We start from the raw sequence: 25,825 nt of genomic DNA, 5'->3' as shown, positions 1-25,825 counted from the left end.
AAGGAGAATCGGTCGAGGGTTCTCCTTTCTTTTTATTAATAATTGTTTAGTGTCTGATTTTCAGATGTGTACGCTTGCTGTTTTAAGTGGGGTTTAACTTGTTTATTAGAGCAATTTTTAGTATATTTGTTTGCTTTTTGCAAAGCGGATGAAAGATAGTTTTTACCCGTTGCCAAAAGCTGAAACCAAACAGAACAATCAATGACTGATAAAGAAAAAAAAGCTGCCAGCGGAGCTTATTCGGCAGAAAATATTCAAGTACTGGAAGGACTGGAAGCCGTACGTAAACGCCCGGCCATGTATATAGGTGATGTGGGCGAAAAAGGCCTTCACCATTTGGTGTATGAGGTTGTGGATAACTCTATCGACGAGGCTCTTGCCGGATTCTGTACAGACATTCAGGTATATATAAACGAAGATAATTCGATAACCGTTGTAGACAATGGGCGTGGTATCCCTGTCGATTTTCACGAAAAGGAACAGAAATCGGCGCTCGAAGTTGTGCTTACCGTTCTGCATGCCGGTGGTAAGTTCGACAAAGGTACCTACAAAGTATCGGGTGGTCTCCATGGGGTAGGGGTTTCGTGTGTGAATGCCCTCTCTGTTTATCTGCGTGCCGAAGTCCGTCTTAACGGAAAGCTTCATATGCAGGAATATTCTCGTGGTGTGGCCTTGCACGATGTTCAGATTTTGGGCGATGCTGCCGATACCGGTACAACCATTACCTTCAAACCCGACGAAAGCATATTCAATATAACCACCGAATACCGTTACGACACGCTTGCTTCGCGTTTGCGCGAACTTGCCTTCCTGAACGCGGGTGTGCGCCTGTCGCTGACCGATAAGCGTGTGCAAAAGGAAGACGGAACGTTTAAGGGCGAAACTTTCTATTCGGAAAAAGGATTGGAAGAGTTTGTTCGTTATATAGACCAATCGAAAGAGACGTTGATACCCGATGTTATCCATATCGTGACCGAAAAGCAGGGCATTCCGGTAGAGATTGCCATGTCTTACAATACGTCTTACAACGAAAATGTATATTCGTACGTAAACAATATCCATACTATCGAGGGGGGTACTCACCTCACGGGTTTCCGCCGTGGTTTGTCGAGAACCCTGAAAAAATATGCCGACGACTCGAAGATGCTCGAAAAACTTAAAATAGAAATCAGTGGCGACGACTTCCGCGAAGGGCTTACCGCTGTGGTTTCTATCAAAGTAGCCGAACCTCAGTTCGAAGGGCAGACAAAAACAAAGTTGGGCAACAACGAGGTTATCGGTGCGGTAGACCAAGCCGTTGGCGAGGCTTTGGGGTACTATCTGGAAGAACATCCCAAAGAGGCCAAAACGATAGTCGAAAAGGTGATTCTTGCCGCTACGGCACGTCATGCGGCTCGTAAAGCCCGTGAAATGGTGCAGCGCAAATCGCCTATGGGTGGCGGTGGGCTTCCCGGAAAGTTGGCCGACTGTTCGAGCAAAGACGCTCAGAAATGCGAAATATTCCTCGTGGAGGGAGACTCGGCAGGCGGTACGGCAAAACAAGGCCGCGACCGTATGTTTCAGGCTATTCTTCCGCTAAGGGGTAAGATCCTGAACGTAGAGAAGGCAATGCCTCATAAGGTTTTGGAGAGCGAAGAAATTAAGAATATATATACCGCCTTGGGCGTGACTATTGGTACTGAAGACGATTCGAAGGAGTTGAACCTTTCTAAGTTGCGTTACCACAAAGTGGTTATCATGACCGATGCCGATGTTGACGGAAGCCACATTGCAACGCTTATCCTTACATTCTTCTTCCGCCATATGAAACCCCTTTTGGAGAAAGGCTATGTTTATATTGCTACCCCTCCGTTGTACTTGTGCAAAAAGGGCAAGGTTGAAGAATACTGTTGGGACGACCGCCAACGTCAGGCCTTTATTGACCGTCATGGTGATGGTAACGAAAACGCCGTTCATACTCAGCGATACAAAGGTCTGGGCGAAATGAACGCTTCGCAATTGTGGGAAACAACGATGAACCCCGACCATAGAACCTTGCGACAGGTAACAATCGAAAACGCAGCCGAAGCCGACCATATATTTTCTATGCTGATGGGCGAAGATGTTGCCCCACGCCGTGAATTTATAGAAGAGAATGCCACTTATGCAAATATCGACGCCTAAGAAGGTCGTACTCGTAGTGGCTTTAGAAAACAAAAGCTAATTGTCTGAAGAACAAGATGTGTCTATTTTGTCATCCTGAGTGCAACGAAGGATCTTGAATGAAAAAAACGCAGTGATTCTTCACTTTGTTCAGAAGGACAAATTTGATAAAAACTCTCTAAATGCACTATGCGTAAGGATATAATAAAATGATATAATGTACCGGAAATACGGCTTCAGCTGAAACTGGAGCCGTATTTTTTTAGCTGAATTGAATACATGGCAAAGAAACAAGCATACAAAAAAAGAAAGAAAAAAGGCAAGAATAGCAGGCGGCGACAACAGCGATGGGGTGTCTTGGTTGTTGCTGCAATAGCCATACTATCGGTCTTGTATGTTGAATTTAGGGAGCATCTTCCTTTTGGTAAAACAAGCGAAGCGGTTGTTGTTGCCGAAAATCTACGGGGCAAGGAGCTGAAAACTGCTCTCCATGAACAAATCTGTGAGCACAAGGTTTTGGACTTCGACCGGAGCTCCACCGCTCGTTACTGGTGGCAGCACTACTACCTTAAAACCGACTGGCACACCGATGGATATTATTGGGATATGTATTCCGATGAAAAGAACGACTCCTTTCTGGGTGGCAACCGTCAGAGCCGCGAACATTGCATGCCTCGCAGTTGGTGGGCTCAGAAAGAGCATTATCAGGCATTCGATGCCAATAGCGATTTGCACAACCTTTTTCCCTCGGCAGCCAAAGCCAATTCCGCCAAAAGTAACCTTCCGTTGGGCGAAGTAGGTATAGCCAAGTTTAACAACGGAGTGTCGAAGGTTGGGCAAAACACTTATCCCAAAGGATACAGGGGAATGGTTTTTGAACCGGCCGATGAGTATAAAGGCGATTTTGCCCGTGTGTATTTTTATATGATTACCTGCTACGAAAATTACTATCCCAACTGGCGAAAGGACGCGCTCAAGTCGATGCTTACCGCCGAATCGTATCCCGGCTTGCAGCCGTGGGCAGTGGAGATGTTGCTCAAGTGGCATCGAAACGACCCTGTGAGCCATAAAGAACGAATGCGCAACGATGCTGTGGAGCGAATCCAGCACAACCGCAATCCGTTTGTTGACAATCCCGAATATGTGGAGGAGATATGGGGCACGGCGCACAAAAGGTAGAAGCTGCGCATGTGCTAAGAATAAAACGAAAACAGGCAAAAAAGGGAAAATCCCGATTCTGCCTGTTTTTTTGCTAAAATCTTGAACTTCTATCTATTACAAAGCAGTTGCTTTTACACGTTCGTCTTGCGATATTGCCGCAAGCCGTTTCACTTCGTTTATGTCTAACCCAAGCCCTTGGGCAACCCTTGTACCGTATTCGGGATGAGCTTTGTAGAATATAGCCGATTGGCGCAGTTGTATGCGTGGGGCGGCATTCTTTATGTGCGATACGATGTTGTCTATCAGATTCGTCTTATCGTAGTTGGACAATACACGGCCGTAGAGGTCGCCTGCCTGTACATAGTCCATGTCGGTAAGCTGATACTCGTGGCGTGCCGCTATCCCGGCCACATCTACGGGAGGCGTGGCATATTTTTTGTCGGGAGCAGGTCCGTCAAAGCTGTTCGGGTAATAATTGGGTCCGCCGTAACTGTGCATGTTCATCGCACCATCGCGCTGATAGGTGTTTACCTGTGCTTTTGGCGCGTTCACGGGTATCATATCGAAGTTAGTACCCAAGCGGTGGCGGTGTGTGTCGGGGTAACTGAACACACGTCCTTGCAGCATCTTGTCGGGCGAGATAGCGATGCCGGGCACAAGGTTGCCGGGCGAAAAGGCTGCCTGTTCTATTTCCGAAAAATAATTATCCGGATTGTGGTCTAATACCATTTTGCCGACAGGAATAAGCGGATAGTCTTTTTGCGACCATACCTTTGTTACGTCAAAAGCATCGAAGCCGTATCTTTCGGCTTCCTGCGGAGGCATTATCTGTACAAATACGTCCCACGAAGGAAATTCTTTGCGAGCTATGCTGTCGTGCAGGTCGCGCGTGGCATGGTCGGGGTCTGTTCCGGCAAGGGTGGTGGCTTCTTGGCGCGTCAGGTTCTTGATTCCCTGATTGGTGCGGAAGTGCAGCTTAATCCAGAAGTGTTCGCCTTTTTCGTTATACCACATATAGGCATGACTGGTGTACCCGTGCATATGGCGGAACGAGTAGGGTGTGCCACGGTCTGAAAACAGTATTGTGACCTGATGCACGCTTTCGGGTGTTAACGACAGGAAATCCCAGAAAGCATCGGCATCGTCGAGGTTCGACATCGGATTTTTCTTCTGGGTATGTATAAAGTCGGGGAATTTTATGGCATCGCGGATAAAGAACACGGGGGTGTTGTTGCCCACCATGTCGTAGTTGCCGTCTTCGGTATAGAATTTAACGGCAAACCCACGAGGGTCGCGCGCGCTGTCGGCCGACCCGCGTCCACCGCCCACAGTCGAGAAGCGGGCTACTATCTCGGTTTTTTTTCCTACTTCCGACAGGAACGAGGCACAGGTATATTTGCTCACGTCGTTGGTTACCTCGAAGTAACCATGAGCGCCCGAACCTTTGGCATGAACCACACGTTCGGGAATGCGTTCCCTGTCGAAGTGCGCCAGTTTTTCAACAAGATGCGTGTCGGACAGAAGCGTCAGATGTTCTTTTTGCGTAGTGATGGATGCTTGGTCGTTATCGACCGGGATGCCTTGGTTGGTAGTCATCCTTTTTTTGTTCTCTTTCATAATGACGTAGGGATTTAAGTTTATATCTATCAGGTATTTTTATATAGTTTTTCTTGACTTTCCCGCGTTAACATATCGTTACATATTGTAAACGGAATACCAATTCAAATTGTTCATTGCGGTAATTTTCCTTGTATTTTGTATTTCGTAATTTTTCTAAAAATTCACAGATTGTTGTTTTGTTACAGATAAAATTTATATATTTGTAACTCCGAGTGTTTATTTAATGATTGTCTGTTCTAAGGTTTTATTTGTTTTTTTTATTAATATAAATTTTTAGAACTTATGAAAAAGAATTTTTTATTTTTAGTGTTATTGGCATTTGCTGTAATGTCGTGTAGTGAACGTGAAAACGAAGCGGGAGTCGATAACACCCAAACACAAAAAGAAGCAGAACTACAATCTTTTCTTAACGACTTCAGAAGCTTTGCGAAATTTGCCGTGAATAACCCAAATGCTACCGAAGCTGAATTGACTGAAAGGCTAAAGCCTACAGCAGCGAAACTTGACTTATACGGTAAAAAATACGAACTAAGTTTTCCTATTTCAGAAAAAGGGGAAGCGATACTGCTTAGGTCACAACAACAGAACGCCGAAGGTGCGAATCCGGTGGGCGATTATATTGAATTTACACAGGCAAATTGTTCCGAAAGGTATCAACAACTTACCCTCCAGATGATAGACACAGGAGCTCCACTTGCAATGTCTGACGCTCAAATCATGGCTGATCCACGAATGATTGAAGCTGAAAAAATATCGTTACTATGTAGCAATATTATACTTACGGAAATGTTTACTCTTCTTAGTGATGAAGAGAAAAAGAAAAAACTTTTGGCTTTATGTTTTAAGGAATATGATTCGGCAGTAACTGGCTGTAATGCTGTGTTGGTTGGAGGAATAAGTCTTACAGTTCTTACTTCTATTGGAACAGCAGGTTTTGGATCAGTTGCAGCTATAGCGGCAACGACTTTATCTTATCAACTTTGTGTAGATAGTGCAAAATCAACATATGAAACGTGTGTTGAAAGAACAAATATAATGTATAATTAAACGATGAAATATATTTTAGGAAGTTTTGATTCTTCTTTTAAATTTGATAAAGAAAGGGAAAGGCTTTATCGTAAGTTTAGTTGGTGTATTTATGCAGCATTATTCTTTTTCTTAGCAGAAACTATAGTGAAACTTTTCCATAAGGAATACGACTTTGTAGTTTATATTGGCATTATACTCTATGTTGCTGTGTTGGGAATGTGTGTCAATTTTTTTATACAAACACTTCGAAAAAATAAAGTTTTTGATATTATATTAATTCTATTAGCTTTATTTATGATTGGTTTTATTGTAGCCGACATCGTTTATTTGATAACACCACAGTTGACAATAGAGCAAAAATTTGAACAGATTATAAATAGCCAATAACATGTTGTTGTGAAAAAACCGTTTGCTAAAATATGGCAAACCCTTACTAATGAGCAAAAACTATCGGTTTATGCTTATTTACTACTTACCTTTTTCTTTATAGGGAATTTCGTAAAAGTTCCCTATAAAGGAGAAGAATATGATATTGTTCTGTATCTGAGTTTTATTGTCTATGGATTTTGTATATTTGGATGTTTTCGCCTTTTTCGGGAGAGCCGCAAAAATGGTTTTTGGGGTACTCGTCCTGCCATAATAATGTTGATTTGCATAGGTGTTGTTGTTATGGACATCGTTTATTTGGCTACACCTCAGCTAACAGCGGAACAGAAAATAGAACAGATTATGAATAGCCAATAATATGATTCTTAAGAAAACAAGGCTCATCGATAAATGGAAAAGTTTCTCCGATAGGGAGAGGTTAGGAATATGCGCATTCCTGATGCTTGTTTTTTACTGTATAGAAGACCGTATAAAATATCCTTTTGGGGGAGGCGAGCACAATTATATTGTGTATATAGGCTTTGTTGTATACGGTTTTTTTCTGTTCACGTTTTTTAGTTATTTCAGAAAGTATCGCCGGCAAGGGCTTATAGGTGTTGTTCCTATTATACTTATGTTGTTTTGTATAGGGCTTATCGTATGCGACATCGTTTACTTGTCAACGCCGCACCCCACTTTTGAGCAAATATTTGAACTTGAATACGGGCCATTGCCTAAAAAATAAAAACCGGATATTATGAATTACATTTTAGGATATTGGAATTTTTCAACAAAAAAAGACGAGAGAGACAGTTACGACTTTCCGTTGAAGAAAGAACGGCAGAAAATCAATCGCAAGTTCAGCCATTTTTTCATGGCAACCTCAATTTTCTTTCAGGCAGAAGCTATAATAAAGCTTTTATACAGGGAGTACGACTTTGTGGTTTATGCCGGTATGGCGCTTTATGCTGTTGTGCTGTGGTTGACTGTCCGGCTTTTTAAGCGGAAGCTTGTCAGGGAAAATGTTTTCGATATTGCATTGATTATCGCAATGCTGTTTTTGGTTGGGTTTGTAGTGGCCGACATCGTTTATTTGTCAACACCCCACTATACAGCAATCGAACTGTTTGAACTTGAATACGGGCCGTTGCCTTGACAGAAAAGGAAAAAATAAGATACCAAACGACAGAGGACTTCACGAAAAGAAGCCCTCTGTTTTTTATATTGGGTTTAAGTAATTGATTTAAAAATTAAACTGTTAGTTAAGTACATGTTTCTCTCAATTATTTTTTATACATTTGTGCGTCTGTCAAAACGAAACAAGGTATTGTTTTGCTTTGATGGGTAAGTTTCTGATAAACAGATGAATTGTATTTTTTAACCAATAAAAATTTAAAACAAAATGATTAAAGTAGGTATTAACGGTTTCGGACGTATCGGTCGTCTTGTTTTCCGTGCTGCACAAGGTAGAAGCGATATCCAGATTGTGGGTATCAATGACCTTATTGATGTTGAATACATGGCTTATATGTTGAAGTATGACACGATGCATGGAAGGTTTAACGGAACTGTTGAAGTCAAAGACGGCAAATTGGTTGTGAATGGCAATGCTATCCGTGTTACAGCTGAAAGAAATCCTGCTGATTTGAAATGGGGCGATATTGGTGCTGAATATGTAGTTGAATCTACCGGTCTTTTCTTGGAAAAAGAAAAAGCGCAAGCCCACATCAATGCCGGTGCGAAATATGTGGTAATGTCGGCTCCGTCGAAAGACGACACTCCGATGTTTGTGTGCGGTGTTAACACAGATACTTACAAAAAAGGAACGCAAATCGTATCGAACGCTTCTTGTACAACCAACTGCTTGGCGCCAATCGCTAAAGTGTTGAACGACAAATTCGGTCTTAAAGACGGTTTGATGACAACAGTACACGCAACAACTGCGACACAAAAAACTGTTGACGGCCCATCTGTAAAAGACTGGCGTGGTGGCCGCGCGGCAGCCGGAAACATCATTCCTTCTTCAACAGGTGCTGCTAAGGCGGTAGGTAAAGTAATTCCTGAGTTGAACGGCAAACTGACAGGTATGTCGATGCGTGTTCCTACTCTCGACGTTTCGGTTGTAGACTTGACTGTTAACTTAGAAAAACCAGCTAAATATTCTGAAATCTGTGCCGCAATGAAAGCCGCTTCCGAAGGTGAATTGAAAGGTATTCTTGGTTATACGGAAGAAGCAGTGGTTTCGTCCGACTTCTTAGGCGATTCTCGTACTTCTATCTTCGATGCTGAAGCAGGTATCGCTCTTACCGACACTTTTGTAAAAGTTGTTTCTTGGTACGACAACGAATGGGGTTATTCGAACAAAGTTCTTGACCTTGTTGCACATATGGCAAAAGTAAACGGGTAACAATTTACTGTCCCCCCCCGACATAAAATAGAGAAAAAGAGAAACTTTCGGGTTTCTCTTTTTTGTTATACCGAAAAACAGAATTACCTTTGGCTCTATAAGTACAGAAACATACAAAACAAAAGAACAATGAAACGGATACTACTTAACCTTATATTGCTGGCCGTGTGTTTGAACGCAAGTGCCCAATACGGATTTTCGATAGAAGAACCCAAAAGTAAACCAAAGCAACAAACCAAAATTCAGCAAGAGGAGCAAAAAACGGAAGGGTTCAAATTCGATGTCCGCAAGCTTACTCTCGGTGGAACTCTGGGGCTTCAGTTTGGCGATTATACCCTGATAAATGTTGCTCCGCAGGTAGGGTACGATTTTTCCAAAATGTTTAACGCCGGAGTAGGGTTTACCTATACTTATTATAAAGACGATTATACTTTCGGCACGTATAAGGGCAGCTATTTTGGACTTAACCTGTATGGCCGCCTATATCCTGTCAATTTTCTTGTACTGATGGTTCAGCCCGAAATAAACCGTATGTGGCAAAAGTGGGACGATGGCTACGGGTATGAAGAAAAAATCGAAAAATTTGTCCCTGCCGTGCTTGTGGGTGCGGGTGTGCGCTTAGGTCCTATGACGGCAATGATACAGTATGACGTGGTGCAAGACAAGTACTCGCCATACGGCGACCGCCTCTTCTATTCGATTGGTTATACGTTCAATTTCTGATATTGAAGCCCCGAGGGTATAGTGTTTTTTGCCGCCCTGAGTGAAACGAAGAACCTTGAACCGAAAGTGCAAAGATCCTTCATTTCGTTCAGGAATAGCATTCGAGGAACGTGGGCCACTCAACGACAAATAGATATTTAAAGAAAATACCTTGTTGAGCCAGCCTCTTGTTATATATTAAGAGAGGGTTATCAGTTTTGTTTCAACCTCAATATTTCCACGAGTGGCGTTAGAATAGGGGCAAACATGATGCGCTTTTTCAACAGCTTCTTGGGCTTGCTTAGGGTCTATGCCTTTTATGTTTACCAACAATTTCACGGCAAAGCAGAAACCTCCCTTGCCATTCTCCCCGATACTTACTTCGGCTGTTACCTCACTGCTTTGAGCATGAAGTTTTGCCTGCCGCAAAACCAAGTTGAGTGCGCTACCGAAGCATGCGGCATAACCTGCCGCGAAAAGTTGCTCAGGGTTGGTTGCTCCTCCGCGTCCGCCCATTTCTTTGGGTGTTTGCAGGCTCATATCTATTATTCCGTCTTCCGAACGTATTTTTCCGTCTCTTCCGCCTGTTGCCGTTACGGTAGTTGTGTATAATGCTTTCATAATTAAATAGTTTTATTTTTACTTTTTTAGTTGTTGCATTCGGATTTATAACGCAGAGGCGAGTAAAAATGTTTATGCGCATGCGGATGAATTATCGTTTTTTTTGAATATATAGGTTCTCTTATTTATATTTGTTTTAAATAAAGGTCGTTTTTTGAAGAAAAAAAACGACCTTTGTTGTTCTGAGTTTAGAATACGTAAAAAAAGAAAGTATTAAGTATTACCCGTAGTGCATTTAGAAAATAAAAGCTCGTTATCTGTCATCCTGAGTGTAACGAAGGATCTTAAATGAAAAATACAGAGATTCTTCGCTTTGCTCAGAAGGACAAACATTATAAAATGTTTATAATAAGCTATTTGACAAAAACTCTCTAAATGCACTACGAGTTATTAAGTATTATAAGAATCTATGCTTCTTTCAGATTTACAGACGGGAGAAAAAGGCATCATCGTGAAAGTCAATGGTAGCGGAGCCTTCAGGAAGCGAATCCTCGAAATGGGGTTCATCAAGGGGAAAACCGTAAAGGTGATACTCAACGCACCGCTTCGCGACCCTAAAAAATACCAGATAATGGACTACGAGGTTTCGCTCCGTAAGAGCGAGGCCGAACTGATAGAGGTTGTGTATCCCGAACAGGCCGAAATACACGCCGTGCAAGCCGAAGATATCTTGTTCGACGAATTGCAGCACAGCAAAGAACATAACGTAAGAAAAACCGAAAACACCAACGGCCCCAAAGTTATAAAAGTGGCTTTGGTGGGCAATCCTAATGCCGGAAAAACATCGCTGTTTAACGTGGCATCGGGTGCACACGAGCATGTGGGTAATTACAGCGGTGTTACGGTCGACTCGAAGGAAGGGCGTTTCAAACACGGCGGTTATACCTTCCGTATCGTTGACCTTCCCGGTACGTATTCCATATCGGCATATACTCCGGAAGAACTTTACGTGCGTCAATATCTGGTTGACGAAAAACCCGATGTGGTGATTAACGTGGTGGCGGCATCCAATCTGGAGCGCAACCTGTACCTGACCACCGAACTGATAGATATGCAAGTGCCGATGGTTATGGCACTCAACATGTACGACGAGCTGACGGCAAGCGGCAGCCAACTGAACCATAAAAAACTTGCCGAACTGATAGGTGTACCCATAGTGCCGACTGTCGGCAAATCGAATATCGGGATTTCAGACCTTTTTGATGCCGCTATCCGTGTTTATGAGGGTACCGACAAGGTGGTGAAGCACGTAAAGATATACTACGGCAACACTATCGAAAATTCTATAAGTAAGCTCAATATAGATATAGAGAAACAGTACAGCGGGCAGTTGAAGTTTCCCGACCGCTACATCTCGGTAAAACTGCTCGAAAAAGACAAGGACATAAACCATTATGTTTCGCATCTGGAGGGGTGCGCCGAGGTTTTTGCTCTCCGCGACAGCGAGGTGAAAAACGTGGAAACGATACTGAACGAAGACACCGAGTCGGCAATAACCAACGCCCGCTACGGCTTTGTGGCAGGGGCACTGAAAGAAACGCTGAGGGAAAAAACGCGTGGGTCGGAAATGACGCGCGTCTTGGATGCCATTGTTACAAACAAATACGTAGGTTTTCCGCTGTTCTTCTTCTTCCTTTGGCTGATGTTTGAGTGTACGTTTACCCTTGGGAGCTATCCCATGGAGTGGATAGAACAGGGTGTAGCCCTCATTGGCAACTGGGTGCGGGGATATATGCCCGCGGGAATGCTGAAAGACCTCATCGTGGACGGTATAATAGGCGGAGTAGGGGGCGTAATAGTGTTCCTGCCCAATATACTTATTCTGTACGCATTTATATCCTTCATGGAAGATTCGGGCTATATGGCGCGTGCGGCATTCATCATGGATAGGGTGATGCACAAGATGGGCTTGCATGGCAAGTCGTTCATTCCGCTGATTATGGGCTTTGGGTGCAATGTTCCGGCAATTATGGCAACCCGCACTATCGAAAGTCGCAACAGCCGCATGATAACCATGCTTATCAATCCTTTCATGTCGTGTAGTGCCCGCCTGCCTGTTTATCTGTTGTTTGTGGGCGTTTTCTTTGGCCGGCACGCAAGCTTGGCTTTGTTTGGGCTGTATTTTACGGGCATTCTTTTGGCTGTTGTTTCGGCACGGTTGTTCAAGCGTTTTTTGTTTCCCGAAGAAGATACGCCTTTCGTTATGGAGCTGCCGCCTTACCGCATGCCAACCTTCCGTTCGGTAGGGATTCATATGTGGGATAAATCGAAACAGTATCTCCGCAAAATGGGTGGGATAATCCTTGTTGCCTCCATAATTATTTGGTTTCTTGGGTATTTCCCGTTAGACAGGGAGATTGACGCACAGTTCAACAACAATGTGGCGCAAGTGGAAGCCAGTTATAATGGCGGAACAATATCGGAACAGGAAAAAGACAGCCGGATTGAAGAAATGCGGCGCACACATAATATAGAACGCCAGCAGGGTTCGTATATAGGGCGTATAGGGCAATTTGTGGAGCCGGTGATGCGTCCCTTGGGTTTCGACTGGAAGATGAGCGTGAGCCTTGTTTCGGGTATGGCGGCCAAGGAAGTGGTTGTGAGTACTCTGGGAGTGCTTTATACGGGCGATTCGGAAGACCAGAAGTCGCTCGAAGTCCGTTTGGCCAACGACACACAACCCGATGGCACAAAGAGTTTTTCGCTGATTGTGGTTGTGAGCTTCCTGTTGTTTACGCTTATATATATGCCCTGTATAGCCACCGTTGCGGCCATAAAGGAGGAGTCGCGTACGTGGAAGTGGGCTTTGTTTAGCGTTGCTTATTCTACGGGTGTGGCGTGGTTGGTTTCGTTTTTGGTTTACCAGATAGGCTCGTTATTTTTCTGACTTATGCTGTGAACGTTTTTGGCTTATCGTTGTTTATATATGAAAGAGATATTTGATAGCTTTATGATGCAAGAAATTATAGTGGGTGCGGTAGGCATATTGATAGCAGCTATCGTTCTGGGCAAGATATACCGTTTTTTTTCCACCCCCAAAGGCCGTAGCGATGCGTGCGGCTGTGGCGGTTGCCATTGCAATGCAAACAAAAAAAGATAAAATAAATGTAAATTTACTTGCATATTTGGAAATGAAAACGTATATTTGAGATACCAATTAAGAGTAATTGTTAGTTAAAGATATAAAAGTAAAAGTCGTGCTGATCGATTGGGAAACTCATCAGTAAAAGATTTATACCGAGACAAGCTCATCGGTTCTAATGGCGGGCCACATCCTTCGGGATTGCTTAGCGCAGTGGATTACAAAGGGACCGAGGCACTCAAATCCTGTCATAAGGAGTTTCGGCTTATTCCATCAGTACGACTTCCTTTTACAAGAGGCAGATTATTTGAGAAGATAATCTGCCTCTTTGCGTTTGTTCACCCCACCCGTCCTCCCCAAAGGGGAGGGGATATTCCATACCGTGTTGAACGGTGATGAAGCATCTCTTTTTCGAGCGTGTGCCCGCAAGGCGGAACGGCATCGGCTTTGCAGGCGGGGAACCCGTTAAACGAGGAACAGCCATAACAAGATGAAATGTTGTTTGAGGACTGTAAGTCCGAGTTTTGTTTCATCATGGCTGCCGAGTTTGTAACGGGTCGCCGAGAAGTGTGCCGAAAAAGCGGTTTTGCTTCCTTTTGTCGCTTCGGAAAAAAGGAAGGCAAGGAATCTTCCGATTCCGCGCAGGAAAATCACCCCACCCGTCCTCCCCCAAGGGGAGGGGACAGAGCCGCAAAATATTTGCCGCATTGCAAAAATTCCTTATCTTTGAAAAGTTTAAAAATTAACATAAACACATAAACTGATTATGAAAAAGATACTGACTTTGCTTTTGCTTGCTTGCCTTTTAGCCGCCTGTGGTAGTGACGATGACGAACCCGAATACTTTAACCCTGTGGAAGGTGTATGGGAACGAGAAGGAGTAAATTACTATTGGGTACGTGTCTATACCTCTGATTTTACTTCTTATGAAGAAGAGTGGAATAAAGAGCGAACCAAAAAATTAGAAACAAATGAACATGGCAAATATAAAGTAGATGGTAATAAATTAATTTATAAAGATTTTACATACAAATATACAATTGCAAATAATAAATTAACTCTCATATATATAGATGAATTCGGTGATACATACGAATATAAATATACACGTAAAGTTGATTAATGTGAATGTGTTATAAAATGTAAAAAGGTTTACTCAATCGAGTAAACCTTTTTCGTCTTTAGAGTGTTTTTTACTTCGTCGTCTCCGGCATCAGTAGTAGCTTACACTTTGCCAGATTTTTTGCATCTATACTAACCTGTATAGGCATCCAGTACTGTCCTTTCAGATAAACAGGACGGGTTGCCTCAAAGCGGTGTATATCCATATCGCTCATATATACCGAGCACTCAATGGCCACAGGGCGGCGCACCACCCGTTGGTATTTACTGTAATAGACAGGTATCAAGCATACTTCGTCTTCCTTGAGTGTGAAAGAACCGAACTGAAGAGGCTTATCAAAGATTAGCTTTTTTATTTTTTTTTGGGAATTAGCAGATATATTATATTCTCCCTCACTCAATAGTCTTGGTTTAATTTTCCCTCTGAATGTTGGTTCGGGCTTTGGCTCGTCGTCGGTTACTTTGCCGGGTTCGTAGCAGGGCATGTACGCGAACACGGATCGCTGAGAATTGTCGTTTACACGCCCGTTGTGGTTTTCGGTAATTGCAAACTTAATCTCGAAGATGTTTTTCTCGTCGCTGAGCGCGGTATTGTTTACCACCACAAAACCGTCGGCATCGGTGCGCTTCACATCGTCTTGCGTGTATCGCATCCAGTTTTTTTGCGCATAGTCGTTTATGGTGTGCTCTATGGGTATGATTCCCTTGTTTGCAACAAGGCGGCCGTTCCAGTTGTCGGCTTCGGGCACGCGTTGGTATATATGGTCGATAGAAACCAGCTCGAGGACGTTTTCCTTTGGTAAATACTGCGGATATAGGCCATACATCTGCATGATAGACTTCATGAAGTCGAGGCAGGTAATATCTGGCAGGTTATGCAGTATGGGGAACGACTCTCCGGGCTTCACCTCGTCGGGGCGCTTGTAGAGGGTAAAGAATACGGTTACCCAGTTTGCCGAGGTGGGCAGGTAACAAAACATGGGGCCGGAAGGGTTTCCTCCCCCTCCTTCGATAATGGAGGAGGGCATTCCGTTGCCTATCTCCGGATTTTTGTTCAACCCCTCGGACGAGCCGGGCAGCGGGTCTGTTTCAAATCCGCCGGGATTGTAGCGCACATCTGTACTGAAGGGAATCTCGTAATAGCGGAAGCTAACCTTTCCGTCGGTGACTATCCTTTTGCGTAGCCTCATTGTGGCATACATGTCGGTGGCTCTATCAACGTTGCTGTCGCTGGGTTCGGCAGTGAACTCCACAAACTTAGCCACCTCCTCGCTGATGGGGACAACAACCAGGCGCATGTCCCAGAAGGGGCTGTTGGTTCCCGGCGCGTTAAGGGGGTGTCCCCCCTTGAAATACTCGCGGTAGGTTTGTGCTTTTTCTTCTAAAGGGAAAAGGTAAGTGTTTCCGGCATACGATATTTCGACGTTATACATGGTGGTATCGCCCCTCAGGTCTACAATTTCTTCGGGTTGGTCTTCGTCTTTCCGCACAACCACTTCCTTGTAGCGGATATCGTCCCAGGAATAACCGTATTCCCTCACCCAGTAGTTTTCTCTGAGGAAGTATTCTACCGAAAGGCAAATCTCTCCATACATCGAAAAGGCGTAGTTTCCGGGAGTTTCGGGGTATTCTTTCAGAATTTCAGAATTCTGGTTGGGGGTTATAACTTCAACATTGGTTATGTTGTATCCGAGGTTATCGTCGAACGAATTCAAGAACCTTTTCGGAAACTTATAATCGCTGTTTCTTGTCCAAGTCAGTATATTGGCATTGCGTGTGGGCAGTGGCAGCCATTTGTGAGCAAGGGTTTGCCTCACCTCGTCGTTCTTGAAGCGGATATCCATGCCCATATTCGCGCCAATCTGGTCTATAACGTAGGTGGCGCGTGCCGAGGGGTGCATGTAGCGGGTGTCTTTAACCCCCATGCCGAAGTCGGCACAGAGGAAGCCGAAATCGTCGTTACTGTCGGCCGAAAGAAAAGATGTACCCGAACTCCATGTAACGAAGTTTTCTGATTCGCTGGCTTCTGGTTTGCTGTAATGTGGTTTTCCGTCTTCGTCGCGGGTGACGGAGTAAGGCTCAAGTTCGGTGAGCTTCTTTTTGAGCAAGTCGCTCATATTTACCTTTGGCCCCCATACGGTGGCCAGTTCAATTTTTTCACCTATTTTCAGCAGCTTGCATCGCCCGTTATGGATAACGGGGATACCGTTGCGGTATTCCTCGAAGGTATATTCGCTGTACGGAAAATCGCCGCGCACGTCGGCTTGGTCGCTGCAACCGATGATGGCAAGGTTACGCTCGGTTTTGGGCAGGGTGAAGGTGGTGGTTCCGTTAGACTGTATGCTGCTCAAATCCTTGAAGATGGGCGAAGGGTATATCATGGCGGCATAGCCATCGCCTTCCATATCTACCCGCTGGTTGTTTATAAATACTTCTCTCATCTGGTAAGTCGGTTTTTTTGTTAAAGGTTAAGGGTTTGTGTTTGAGGGATAAGCATGTTCAGCTCGAAGTCCTGCAAATGGTCTTTGCCCTTTGCAAAGGTAGCGGCTTGGGTGCGCACGCTTGCCCAACGGGCTATGGTTTGCGGCTGGCCATCCACTTCCTGCTCGGCGTATCCCATAAACAGATCTACGACAGGTGATTGTGCTATCTGCGAAAGGAAGTCGTAGGTGTCGGCATCGACCAGCGAAGCGTACAGTTGAATGGTTTTCTGGGCTGTTTTGCCTACCGTTTTCCCTGTGCCTACGTGGTATCCGTCGGTGAAGTCGATGGTGTCGAAATAGGGGTCGAAAACGATGCTCGAATCGGCCACCTGTGTCGATTCGCCCTTCTTGCGGAAAAGATAGTAGTTCCATTCGCCCCAGCGGTTTATCCAGCGGAGGTAAAATCCGTCGTTGTAGCAGGGTGTTTCGATGTTTACGGTCATCAGCAAGTCGTTGCCGCCCGCCTGTTTTTCGTAAACGAGGAACGAATCGTCGAAGGTATAATCGAAAGGGCCTACCTGCACGTTCTGTCCGCCCATGATGTATTCCACTTTGTGGATGCTCTCGTCCAAGTCGTCGGGTAAGGGGAGGTTGTATTTTGGGGTGGAGCCTTTGGAGTTGTTGTTTACCGTTACGAGATACCTCTGGCCGCCATACTGCAAGGTGTAGCTGAAACGGGTTGTCCGTCCTTCGTAGTAAGGCACGGTGAAGGGATATCCGCGAAACATGGTGAGTGTTTTGCTTTGAGAGTAGGTTTCGCCAATCTGCAAAGCACCCCAAATGACGGGGATAGCGATGTTGATTTCGGCTTCTTCCTCGTCGGTTGTGGTTGTGGATGTTATGCTGACGGATAGCGTTTTACAGAGAACATTGTCGAAGAAAGGGATGTGGTGGAAGCGGTCGCGGTCGAAAAGCGAACGTGCCACAGCCGAGAGGTCGAACGTTACCTCTTGGTCGCGGGTTTCGCGCACCAGTTCTATTCCGTTTGCCAGAACACGTATCTCGGTTTCGGGCTGAATATCGGGCGTGTAGGTGAAACGCAGGGTGATAGGGTTGAACGCGAACCCAAGGTCGGGATACGAAACGCTTAGTGTATCGGTTGATTTTTGTGCCATTGTGTTTATTTTTTTCTTGTGAGTGATTTTAAAGTTGTGAAATAATATCGGATAGCGCCTCGCCGATGAGTGCTTCTATCTCTTGGGTGTCTACTTCGGCGTCTTGAGCTGTAGGTTGCGGGTTTTTCAGGCTGACGCCTTCTTGCTGCATTTTGTAGGCAATCTTTCCCGAAAGGCTCATCAATCCACGCTCTTGGGGCGTATAGCGGGGTTTCCACCGTTCCGACTCCTTGCGTATGTAAGGAATGTTTTTGTATGCGGCGCCTTCTTCTTCGATCCATAACCTGACGGCTTGGAACAGGTTGAGGGGTTGCTGCTCCTGCTCCGATAACCAGTGCAGAAAGGAGGCGTTGTCGTCGCCCTCTATCGTAAAAGCCTCTTCCTCTTGGGCAAGGGTTACACGGTCTGCCCCGTAAGCCTGCTGGGCTGCCGTCAGATAACCGCGGGCAATGCTCTGGCAGAGGTCGTTGAGCAAGGGTGCGATGTTGGCTTCGCCACTCATGGGTTCAGCGTGTTATCCAGACAATCGCCCACCGATTCTTTGAGTTGCAGCTCGATGGCGATGCCCGTAAGGTTGGCATCCAGAAAGTCGTAAACCACGGAGTAAGGCACATCGGCGGTGATGGGCTGGAACAACCCCGAACGGTTGGCTTCGGCAATGAAGCGTTTTGCATAGCCTTTCATGCGGTTGACGGTGATTTCGTTTTCGGCTCCTTCGAAGTCGAGTTCGGCCTTGTCCATGAAAGCGATAAGGCAGTTGGGATAGTCGCGCAGGTTTCCGTTTTTGTTCGAAAGTTTCCCCGATACGGGCAATACGTTTACGCACACGGGCAGGGAGGTGTAGTCGATGGTGGCGTTGGTGCGCGTCCAGTCGTTGAATTCGTAGTGCAGTCCGCCGATTTTTTCGACAATCTGCCTGATTTTAGTTTCTACCATAATAAAGTTTGTGTTTAAATTTTAATATTATCTTGAAAGATGTTATTTGTTCTTTTTGTCATGGGTGTGTCAAAAGTCGATTGATGGTATCAAATTGATATACTCTACTGTCATGTTGAACGATAGTGAAACATCTTTTCCTGTAAAAGGAGATTCTTCCCTACGGTCAGAATGACAAAAAGAAATTAAAATTTACTTTTGACAATAGCGAAATAGATTATTCGCTAACGCTCAGAATGACAAATGATTGTAAAGAGAATGTTTACCGTTTATTTTTTTGCTCAATCACTTTGCGGTAGTTCTGTTCAAAGCGGTTGTTCTCGAAGTCTATCTTCATGGCTTTGTATATGCGCATCCAGTTGGTTTGGAACACTTCCTCGTGGTCGGTGATACCCATGCGGCGGGCGTACCAGTCGGCAGTACCGAAAAATCCGTGATTCATTTTCTCTATACCAGCCCTTACCTCTTCGGGCGAGGGTTTGTAGTGGATAGCGCTGAAAAGCTCGGTGATGCGCTCCAACTGTGTTTTTACGTGCCAAATAAACCTGAGGCAATCGGCTGCTGTGTGCTGCATGAGTTCGGCTTCGGGCATCTTGAGTAGAATGTAGAAGGAGTTGACGAAGAGGTCGCCCACGGTTTTCATCTGCTGCAATTGACATAGTTGCCCAAAAACGAGCGAATCGAAGTCAACGTCGAACTCTTGGGGTAGAGGGTGGTCTTTCACCCGTTCAAAAATCTCGGTCAGTTCCTTGTCGCCCAAGTGGAAAATCTCGACCATTAACAGAAAATCCTTGTAAGAGGTTTTTGTTGTGATTTGCATAAAATACCTTTAAGTGTTAAAAAAAAAGTTTGTGTTTGTTGGTGGCTGCATCGGGGGCAACCTTTCGTTCTAATATACAAAAAATAAGGCAATAAAAAAAGTAAAACGGTATTTAATTTGTTTCGGGTGAAGCCTTGTTTCAGTGGGTTTGTGTAATCAACCGTTTTGTCATGCTGAGCGGGAGCGAAGCATCTCTTCTGTTAAAATGGGGTGGAGAAGAAATGATAGAGGTAAATTTTTGCATCAACTATTTTTGGTTGATTTGCGAAATATCAACCTTTTTCAGTTGATTTGTATTTAATCAACCTATTTTGGTTGATTTTCTGGAATAAAGTATTATCTTTGACTCGTAGTATGTTTAGGAAATAAAAGCTCTTTATCTGAAAAATCATGATAAAGAGAGTGACTTGGCAGTAATTTTTGATTTCTTTTTGTCCTTCTGACCGTAGGGAAGAATCTCCTTTTACAGGAAGAGATGTTTCACTATCGTTCAACATGACAACAGAGAGTATATCAATTTGATACTATCAATCGATTTTTGGAACTCCTGAGTGTAACAAAGGATCTTTAATAAAACAACACAGAGATTCTTCACTTTGTTCAGAAAGACAAATACTATAAAGCATTTATAATAAAAAAGGGAAGTATTATGAGTTGGATAGGAGTAATAACAGGCGATATTGTTGATTCCACACGGATTTTGGAGGCAGGCGGACGCGAAAAACTGCTCGCCACGCTCAAAAACACTATTGCGGATATAAACGCCGATGAAAAGCTTGGTAAAGTAACTATGGAGATATACCGGGGCGATAGTTTTCAGTGTATAGTTGAATATCCGAAATCATCATTATATATTGCGATATTGATAAGAGCTTCATTGATATCTCATTCAGAGGGTGATATCCGCTGGGATGCCCGTATGGGTATAGGTGTTGGCAAGGGAGAGTTTATTGCGGAAAAAGTAACGGAATCGGACGGTGAAGCCTTTCGCTTGTCGGGGCAGGCTTTCGATAATCTTGGGCGGAATCATCGCATAGCAATACTCACTCCCGATGAAGATTTTAATAAAGAACTGAGAGTCAGCACCGCCTTTGCCGATGATATTATGTCGGGTTGGACGGCTACGCAAGCTTCGGTTATTTACCCGTTTTGGCTAAATCCATTGTTATCGCAAAAGGATATTGCAGAGCAGATAAATAAATCGCCACAGGCAGTTAATAAATTGCTTATTACAAGCCGTTTTTCGCTAATTTTTGGTTATGTGAACAGGTACATGAGTAAAACAATAAAACTTGAACTCTTAAAAATAAACTTAAACTATGGATTGGATAATCTTACTTAAGCTGCTGTTTGCGCACATCGTTTGCGATTTTGTGTTGCAACCTGTCAAGATGGTGGAGGCAAAACTGTCGTCCAACAGCGCGATGCGGACAAAAGCCTTGCTCCTGCATGCGTTTTTGCATGGGGCGATGGCATATCTTGTGGTGGCGCAATGGGTTTGCTGGTACATTCCCGTAGTGATATTTGTTACGCACTTTGCTATTGATTGGTGGAAAACCTCGATACAACGGCGTAGCATCTGGCATTTTGTGGCAGACCAGATTTTGCATCTTTCGGTCATAGTGCTTCTTTGGCTGGTTGTTACCGGGCAGTACGAAGGGTTTGGCGGGTTGTTTGCCGACTTCTTTTCCATCCGCCGTGTGTGGGGCGTGGCCATAGCTTATTTGCTGATGCTGAAACCAACCTCGCTTGCCATCTCGCTGTTCATAAACAGGTGGAAGCCCGATGTGAAAGAAAGTAAGATGGCGAACGATAAGCTGCTAACCACCCAAGAAAGCCAAACGCTCGAAAAAGCAGGGCAATATATCGGCTATCTGGAGCGCACAATGACCCTGACGTTCATCCTGACGGGCAATATGGCTGCCGTAGGTTTCCTGCTGGCCGCAAAGTCGATATTCCGCTTTGGCGATTTGAAGCCCGGACGCAACCTTAAACTGACCGAATATGTGCTTATAGGCACGTTTTCGAGTTTCTTTGTTGCCATTATAACGGGATTGGTGGTGAAGGCTTTGTTGTAGTTTTTTCTTTCCTCGGATAAAAAACAAAAAACCTCGGCGACCGCCGAGGTTTTTCTATCTTATAAGGTGTATTTTCCGGTTAAGGCTCGAAAGGAACTACACGCGTTCCGGGTTTTATCTCGAAGTTATGTTTTTTGCCTTCCTCCAAGCGGAATACGGTATCGACACGGTATTCGTGATTTGCTCCGTAAACAACAAATATCTGGCTTATGTTAGAGTTTACCTGCTCTGCCTTAGAGGCTTTATTGGCTTCGAGGTTGCCCAAGCTGCGGTGCTCGAAGTTAGAGCCATACACATAATAGTATGTGGTTGCATTGGGCAGTACATCGGCAATGTTTTGCCTGATAGAATAAGTGGTTACCACTTCGTCGTCGTCATCGCCACAGGCTGCAAATAAGCAGGCAAGTAAGGCTAAAAGAAATAACTTTTTCATAGTGTTTTTCTGACAAGTTAAAATTTATGTACATTTTTTCTTTGTGCCAAAGATAAACAATTTTTGTAATATCCGTTTTTTATCTGCTTTTATTAAACTAACGTGAGTTCGAAATGAGTTGCCGTCATTACTTTTGTGTGCTATTTATTTCCATATCTCATTGTTTTTTATTATATTAGAGATAACACAAACCCCAAAACTATTTTATTGTATGACTGACAGTCAGAAACACAATCTACTTACTCCCCGGCAGGAAGTTTTTTGCAGGGAGTACCTCATCGACTTTAATGCAACGCAGGCCGCTGTCCGTGCCGGATATAGCTCCCGTTCGGCAAAGCATTTAGGAAGCCGCTTGCTTAAAAACGCCAATGTGCAGCTTTGTGTACAAAATCTGATGGACGAGCGCAATAGGCGTTTGCAAATAGATTCGGACTACGTACTGCGTCAGGCTGTGGCCTTGCACGAGCGATGTATGCAGCAAGTGGAACCAAAAACGCAGAGAGGCAAGGAAGTGACCGATAGTCAAGGCAATGCCGTGTACGAATTTGACGCTACGAATGCCCTGAAAGCCCTCGAACTGATTGGGCGGCATGTGAACGTGGCTGCTTTTAAGGAAAAAATTGAAATGACAGGCGATACGATGAACGCCCACTTCCTGATTGCCCCCATGACAGGAGTGAAAGCACAAACCTTTGCCCAAAATGAGAACGATGTTGATGGACGCTAATCGGCAAAAACTCAGCAAACCGCCGCTTTTCATAAAGAACTACACATCGCCCAAACGGGTGGTGGTGAATCAGGGAGGGACAAGTTCGGGCAAGACTTACGCCATCCTCGATTTGCTCTTTACCTTGAGCATGCAGCAGCCTAATCTGGTGACGACGGTTGTGGGGCAGGATATCCCGAACCTGAGGTCGGGGGCGTATCGCGATGCCAAGAACATATGGATGGGTAGCCGCCTGTACCATCAATGGTTTGCCCGCCCCAACGAGAGCGACCGCATATTTACATGCCGCAACGGGTCTATCATCGAGTTCAAAAGCTATACCGACGAGCAAGACGCCCGCAGCGGAAAGCGTGATATCCTCTTCGTGAACGAGGCCAACGGTATAGGGTACGACATTTATTGGCAGCTTGCCATCCGTACCCGCCACCGCGTATTTATAGACTACAATCCCACGCATCGCTTTTGGGTGCACGATAAGCTGATAGGCAACCCCGATGTTGAACTCATTATTTCAGACCATAGGCACAACCCTTTTTTGAGCGACGACGAACACCGCCGCATAGAGTCGATTGCCGACGATGAGCTTTTCCGCATCTACGCACGGGGGCTGACGGGCAGGGTAGAAGGGCTTATCTTCAGCCAATGGCAACTGGTGGATGCCGTTCCCCACGATGCCAAACACCGGTGGTTGGGTGTGGACTTCGGCTTCACGAACGACCCCACGGCCATTGTCGATATACGGCTTTCGGGAGGAGAGCTGTTTTTGGACGAAATATGCTACCGCCAAGGGCTTACCAACCCCGATATTGCCTCCGTATTGCGCGAGAACGACATAACCGCCGATGTAAACATCGTAGCCGACAGTGCCGAGCCTAAAAGCATTGCCGAACTTCGCAACATGGGTTTTCGTGTAGAGGCAGCGCACAAAGGCCCCGACAGTGTGAAAAACGGCATCGACATCTTGCGCCGTTACCGCCTCAACATCACCCGCCGCAGCGAGAATATCTGCCGTGAGGTTCTTGCCTACAAATGGAAAAAAAGCCGCGAGGGGCACACCATCAATGAGCCTGTCGATGCCAACAATCACGCCCTGGACGCCATTCGCTACGTTGCCCTCAACAAGCTGGGGCAGGCAAAACGCATAGGCAAACCCAAAGTACGCACCACACGGATGGAGTGATTGCCTGAAAACAGCCTACGCTGTTTATCTGTTTGTTTAAAGTATCGTATTGCGCACCCATAGTGTATTCAGAAAACAAAAGCTAATTATCTGAAAACTAAGATATATTCATTTTGTCATTGAGTCGCCTATAATGGAAAAAACACAGAGATTCTTCGCTTTGCTCAGAAGGACAAATGCTATAAAATGTTTATAATAAGTTATTTTTTTGTCATGTTGAACGATAGTGAAACATCTCTTCTGTCAGAAAAAAGATTCTTCTCTACGGTCAGAATGACAAATATGGCATAAACTCTCTAAATGCACTACGGGTTACAAAGAATAACTGTTCTGATTCTTCCTCTTGGCTTATTTCGCAAGATTCTTTCTATCTTTGCTTGAGTACATCTAAATATTGAGAAATATGTGCTTTATAAAGAAGGCTGTAACCTTGGCCGTGCTGTTTGCTGTTGCATTTAATCTGCATGCCATGCCGACAGAAGGCGATGCGGAAGAATACACAGTGCCGGTGATTGTGCCCGACACGCTCGGTAGTGAAGCTTTTGGGGCTGATGATGAGGCAACCGCTTTTTCGGTCAAAAAACTCATTGTGCCCACCGCCCTTGTTGCTGCCGGAGTGACCGTCTATTCCACACCTTGGTTAAGAAAAAATATCGACAAAGAAGTACAGAAAGAATTGAGCCGTCATTCGGGTTTCCCCGATTTGGTAGACGAGGCTCTTGTTTTTGCGCCAGCCACCGCCATTTTTGTGCTCGACTGGTGCGGAGTGCCCGCCCGCCACAGCTTCAAAGACAGGATGCTGGTTTCGGCATCGTCGGCGATGATAGGCTTGGGTACGAACTATGTGGCTAAATCGCTGATTGGCCGCCGTCGTCCCGATGGGAGCGAACGAAACTCTTTTCCTTCGAGCCATACCACAGCCGCCTTTATAGGGGCGCATATACTGATGAAGGAATACCGCCACGTTTCGCCTTGGATAGGTGTGGGCGGATACGTTGCCGCCACAGCCGTAGGCATATTGCGGATGACCGAAAACAGGCATTGGCTGAGCGATGTTGTGGCCGGAGCAGGCTGGGGAATGCTCAGCGTTGAGGTTGGATATTTGCTTTTGCCATGGTTGTCAAAAACAATACGCTTGGGCGATAGGCAGCAGTCGCTAACGGTGAATCCCGCCTTTGGCAGTAATTGGGCAGGATTGGGCTTTCATTGTGCGTTCTGAACCGGACAAACTATTAAGTAACTGTTTAAATTTTAATCAATGAAACACGTAATGCATTTAGAGAGCTTATGTCATATCTGTCATTGAGTCGCCTACGCTCCTCGAACGTTGTTTCTGACCATAGGGAAGAATCTCTTTCGACACACACAGAAGAGATGTTTCACTATCGTTCAACATGACAAAAAAATAACTTATTATAAATATCTTATAGTATTTGTTGTTCTGAACAAAGTGAAGAATCTGTGTTTTTTTTTCATTAAAGATCCTTCGTTACACTCAGGATGACAGATATATTTTATTTTTCAAATAACGAGCTTTTATTTTCTAAATGCACTATGGGTTCAATGAAGTATTTTAATTCCAAAACGGCTCTTTGCTTGTCCGAAATTTTATCGTTTAGCCCGCTAAGTTCAAAAATTTTGACTGCGAAATAACTCGTCTTATCTCTTAAAATCATATTCTTGAAAAATTTAAACAATTACTAAAAAAAGTACAGCTTGCTATTGGTTTGATAAATAAACAAAAAACCGCCCCGATTGCTGTATTAAAAAGAAATAAAAAGGCAGAGTTTACGTAATAAAC

At 44.7% G+C, this 25,825-nt stretch carries 26 protein-coding genes; 17 read left to right on the top strand and 9 right to left on the bottom strand.

Annotation, left to right across the window (positions count from 1 at the left end; translation table 11 throughout):
* Positions 1–201: 201 nt before the first annotated feature.
* Together gyrB and M2132_RS04225 are read left to right on the top strand one after the other, a co-directional pair.
* On the top strand, positions 202–2,163 hold the full coding sequence (gyrB, locus tag M2132_RS04230; protein WP_280671563.1) for a DNA topoisomerase (ATP-hydrolyzing) subunit B: 1,962 nt from the start codon (positions 202–204) through the stop codon (positions 2,161–2,163).
* Positions 2,164–2,421: 258 nt separating this feature from the next.
* Positions 2,422–3,321, top strand: coding sequence for an endonuclease (locus M2132_RS04225; protein ID WP_280671565.1), 900 nt, complete (start codon positions 2,422–2,424; stop codon positions 3,319–3,321).
* A 96-nt stretch (positions 3,322–3,417) separates the two neighbouring features.
* On the opposite strand, the gene M2132_RS04220 is transcribed toward M2132_RS04225, so the two are convergent.
* Positions 3,418–4,920, bottom strand: a complete 1,503-nt coding sequence (locus M2132_RS04220) for a catalase (RefSeq protein WP_280671567.1) — start codon at positions 4,918–4,920, stop codon at positions 3,418–3,420.
* Positions 4,921–5,205: 285 nt separating this feature from the next.
* On the opposite strand from M2132_RS04220, the gene M2132_RS04215 reads away from it, so the two are divergent.
* From M2132_RS04215 to M2132_RS04185, 7 genes are all read left to right on the top strand, one after another.
* Positions 5,206–5,970: a hypothetical protein gene (locus M2132_RS04215; protein ID WP_280671569.1), complete on the top strand. Its 765-nt coding sequence runs from the start codon at positions 5,206–5,208 to the stop codon at positions 5,968–5,970.
* A gap of 3 nt (positions 5,971–5,973) precedes the next feature.
* Positions 5,974–6,339, top strand: a complete 366-nt coding sequence (locus M2132_RS04210; protein ID WP_280671571.1) for a hypothetical protein — start codon at positions 5,974–5,976, stop codon at positions 6,337–6,339.
* Positions 6,340–6,348: 9 nt separating this feature from the next.
* The gene (locus M2132_RS04205; RefSeq protein ID WP_280671573.1) at positions 6,349–6,696 is read left to right on the top strand and encodes a hypothetical protein; all 348 of its coding nucleotides are present in this window, start codon (positions 6,349–6,351) and stop codon (positions 6,694–6,696) included.
* 1 nt (position 6,697) lies between these two features.
* Entirely contained in the window at positions 6,698–7,063 is a 366-nt protein-coding gene (locus M2132_RS04200) for a hypothetical protein (protein WP_280671575.1), read from the top strand.
* 12 nt (positions 7,064–7,075) lie between these two features.
* The gene (locus M2132_RS04195; RefSeq protein WP_280671577.1) at positions 7,076–7,474 is read left to right on the top strand and encodes a hypothetical protein; all 399 of its coding nucleotides are present in this window, start codon (positions 7,076–7,078) and stop codon (positions 7,472–7,474) included.
* A 246-nt stretch (positions 7,475–7,720) separates the two neighbouring features.
* A complete protein-coding gene (gene gap / locus M2132_RS04190) occupies positions 7,721–8,725 on the top strand; it encodes a type I glyceraldehyde-3-phosphate dehydrogenase (RefSeq protein ID WP_280671579.1) in 1,005 nt (334 codons plus the stop codon).
* A gap of 129 nt (positions 8,726–8,854) precedes the next feature.
* Positions 8,855–9,448 (top strand): hypothetical protein, encoded by a 594-nt coding sequence (locus M2132_RS04185; protein ID WP_280671581.1) that lies wholly within the window; start codon positions 8,855–8,857, stop codon positions 9,446–9,448.
* Positions 9,449–9,625: 177 nt separating this feature from the next.
* Here the strand turns inward: M2132_RS04185 and M2132_RS04180 are convergent, their stop codons facing one another.
* A complete protein-coding gene (locus M2132_RS04180) occupies positions 9,626–10,048 on the bottom strand; it encodes an organic hydroperoxide resistance protein (RefSeq protein WP_280671583.1) in 423 nt (140 codons plus the stop codon).
* A 409-nt stretch (positions 10,049–10,457) separates the two neighbouring features.
* On the opposite strand from M2132_RS04180, the gene feoB reads away from it, so the two are divergent.
* Both feoB and M2132_RS04170 read left to right on the top strand, forming a co-directional pair.
* Entirely contained in the window at positions 10,458–12,935 is a 2,478-nt protein-coding gene (feoB, locus tag M2132_RS04175; RefSeq protein ID WP_280671585.1) for a ferrous iron transport protein B, read from the top strand.
* A 39-nt stretch (positions 12,936–12,974) separates the two neighbouring features.
* On the top strand, positions 12,975–13,148 hold the full coding sequence (locus tag M2132_RS04170; RefSeq protein WP_280671587.1) for a FeoB-associated Cys-rich membrane protein: 174 nt from the start codon (positions 12,975–12,977) through the stop codon (positions 13,146–13,148).
* A 320-nt stretch (positions 13,149–13,468) separates the two neighbouring features.
* Here the strand turns inward: M2132_RS04170 and M2132_RS04165 are convergent, their stop codons facing one another.
* Positions 13,469–13,666, bottom strand: coding sequence for a hypothetical protein (locus M2132_RS04165; RefSeq protein ID WP_280671589.1), 198 nt, complete (start codon positions 13,664–13,666; stop codon positions 13,469–13,471).
* A gap of 230 nt (positions 13,667–13,896) precedes the next feature.
* On the opposite strand from M2132_RS04165, the gene M2132_RS04160 reads away from it, so the two are divergent.
* Entirely contained in the window at positions 13,897–14,253 is a 357-nt protein-coding gene (locus M2132_RS04160; protein ID WP_280671591.1) for a hypothetical protein, read from the top strand.
* Positions 14,254–14,323: 70 nt separating this feature from the next.
* On the opposite strand, the gene M2132_RS04155 is transcribed toward M2132_RS04160, so the two are convergent.
* From M2132_RS04155 to M2132_RS04135, 5 genes are all read right to left on the bottom strand, one after another.
* Positions 14,324–16,693 (bottom strand): hypothetical protein, encoded by a 2,370-nt coding sequence (locus M2132_RS04155; RefSeq protein ID WP_280671593.1) that lies wholly within the window; start codon positions 16,691–16,693, stop codon positions 14,324–14,326.
* A gap of 20 nt (positions 16,694–16,713) precedes the next feature.
* Positions 16,714–17,850, bottom strand: coding sequence for a hypothetical protein (locus M2132_RS04150; RefSeq protein ID WP_280671595.1), 1,137 nt, complete (start codon positions 17,848–17,850; stop codon positions 16,714–16,716).
* Positions 17,851–17,878: 28 nt separating this feature from the next.
* Positions 17,879–18,352, bottom strand: a complete 474-nt coding sequence (locus M2132_RS04145) for a hypothetical protein (RefSeq protein WP_280671596.1) — start codon at positions 18,350–18,352, stop codon at positions 17,879–17,881.
* A complete protein-coding gene (locus M2132_RS04140) occupies positions 18,349–18,786 on the bottom strand; it encodes a hypothetical protein (RefSeq protein WP_280671599.1) in 438 nt (145 codons plus the stop codon). Before M2132_RS04140 ends, M2132_RS04145 begins: the two co-directional genes overlap by 4 nt.
* A gap of 262 nt (positions 18,787–19,048) precedes the next feature.
* The gene (locus M2132_RS04135; RefSeq protein ID WP_280671601.1) at positions 19,049–19,606 is read right to left on the bottom strand and encodes a hypothetical protein; all 558 of its coding nucleotides are present in this window, start codon (positions 19,604–19,606) and stop codon (positions 19,049–19,051) included.
* Positions 19,607–20,255: 649 nt separating this feature from the next.
* On the opposite strand from M2132_RS04135, the gene M2132_RS04130 reads away from it, so the two are divergent.
* Both M2132_RS04130 and M2132_RS04125 read left to right on the top strand, forming a co-directional pair.
* Entirely contained in the window at positions 20,256–20,948 is a 693-nt protein-coding gene (locus M2132_RS04130) for a SatD family protein (protein ID WP_280671603.1), read from the top strand.
* Positions 20,926–21,684, top strand: a complete 759-nt coding sequence (locus M2132_RS04125; RefSeq protein WP_280671605.1) for a DUF3307 domain-containing protein — start codon at positions 20,926–20,928, stop codon at positions 21,682–21,684. Before M2132_RS04130 ends, M2132_RS04125 begins: the two co-directional genes overlap by 23 nt.
* A gap of 79 nt (positions 21,685–21,763) precedes the next feature.
* Here M2132_RS04125 and M2132_RS04120 read toward each other — a convergent pair whose 3' ends face one another.
* Positions 21,764–22,117: a hypothetical protein gene (locus M2132_RS04120; RefSeq protein ID WP_280671607.1), complete on the bottom strand. Its 354-nt coding sequence runs from the start codon at positions 22,115–22,117 to the stop codon at positions 21,764–21,766.
* Positions 22,118–22,328: 211 nt separating this feature from the next.
* Here M2132_RS04120 and M2132_RS04115 point away from each other — a divergent pair, with 211 nt between their 5' ends.
* From M2132_RS04115 to M2132_RS04105, 3 genes are all read left to right on the top strand, one after another.
* Positions 22,329–22,844 carry a terminase small subunit gene (locus M2132_RS04115; RefSeq protein WP_280671609.1) on the top strand — a complete coding sequence of 172 codons (516 nt, stop codon included), beginning with the start codon at positions 22,329–22,331 and terminating at the stop codon, positions 22,842–22,844.
* Positions 22,819–24,024 (top strand): PBSX family phage terminase large subunit, encoded by a 1,206-nt coding sequence (locus M2132_RS04110; RefSeq protein ID WP_280671610.1) that lies wholly within the window; start codon positions 22,819–22,821, stop codon positions 24,022–24,024. Before M2132_RS04115 ends, M2132_RS04110 begins: the two co-directional genes overlap by 26 nt.
* Positions 24,025–24,427: 403 nt before the next feature.
* Positions 24,428–25,243 carry a phosphatase PAP2 family protein gene (locus M2132_RS04105; protein WP_280671613.1) on the top strand — a complete coding sequence of 272 codons (816 nt, stop codon included), beginning with the start codon at positions 24,428–24,430 and terminating at the stop codon, positions 25,241–25,243.
* Positions 25,244–25,825 lie beyond the last annotated feature (582 nt).

Source organism: Dysgonomonas sp. PH5-45 (assembly GCF_029893235.1).
Lineage (GTDB): Bacteria > Bacteroidota > Bacteroidia > Bacteroidales > Dysgonomonadaceae > UBA1309.
Note: the sequence above shows the minus strand (reverse complement) of the source record. Positions and strands in the feature narration are given on the sequence as shown.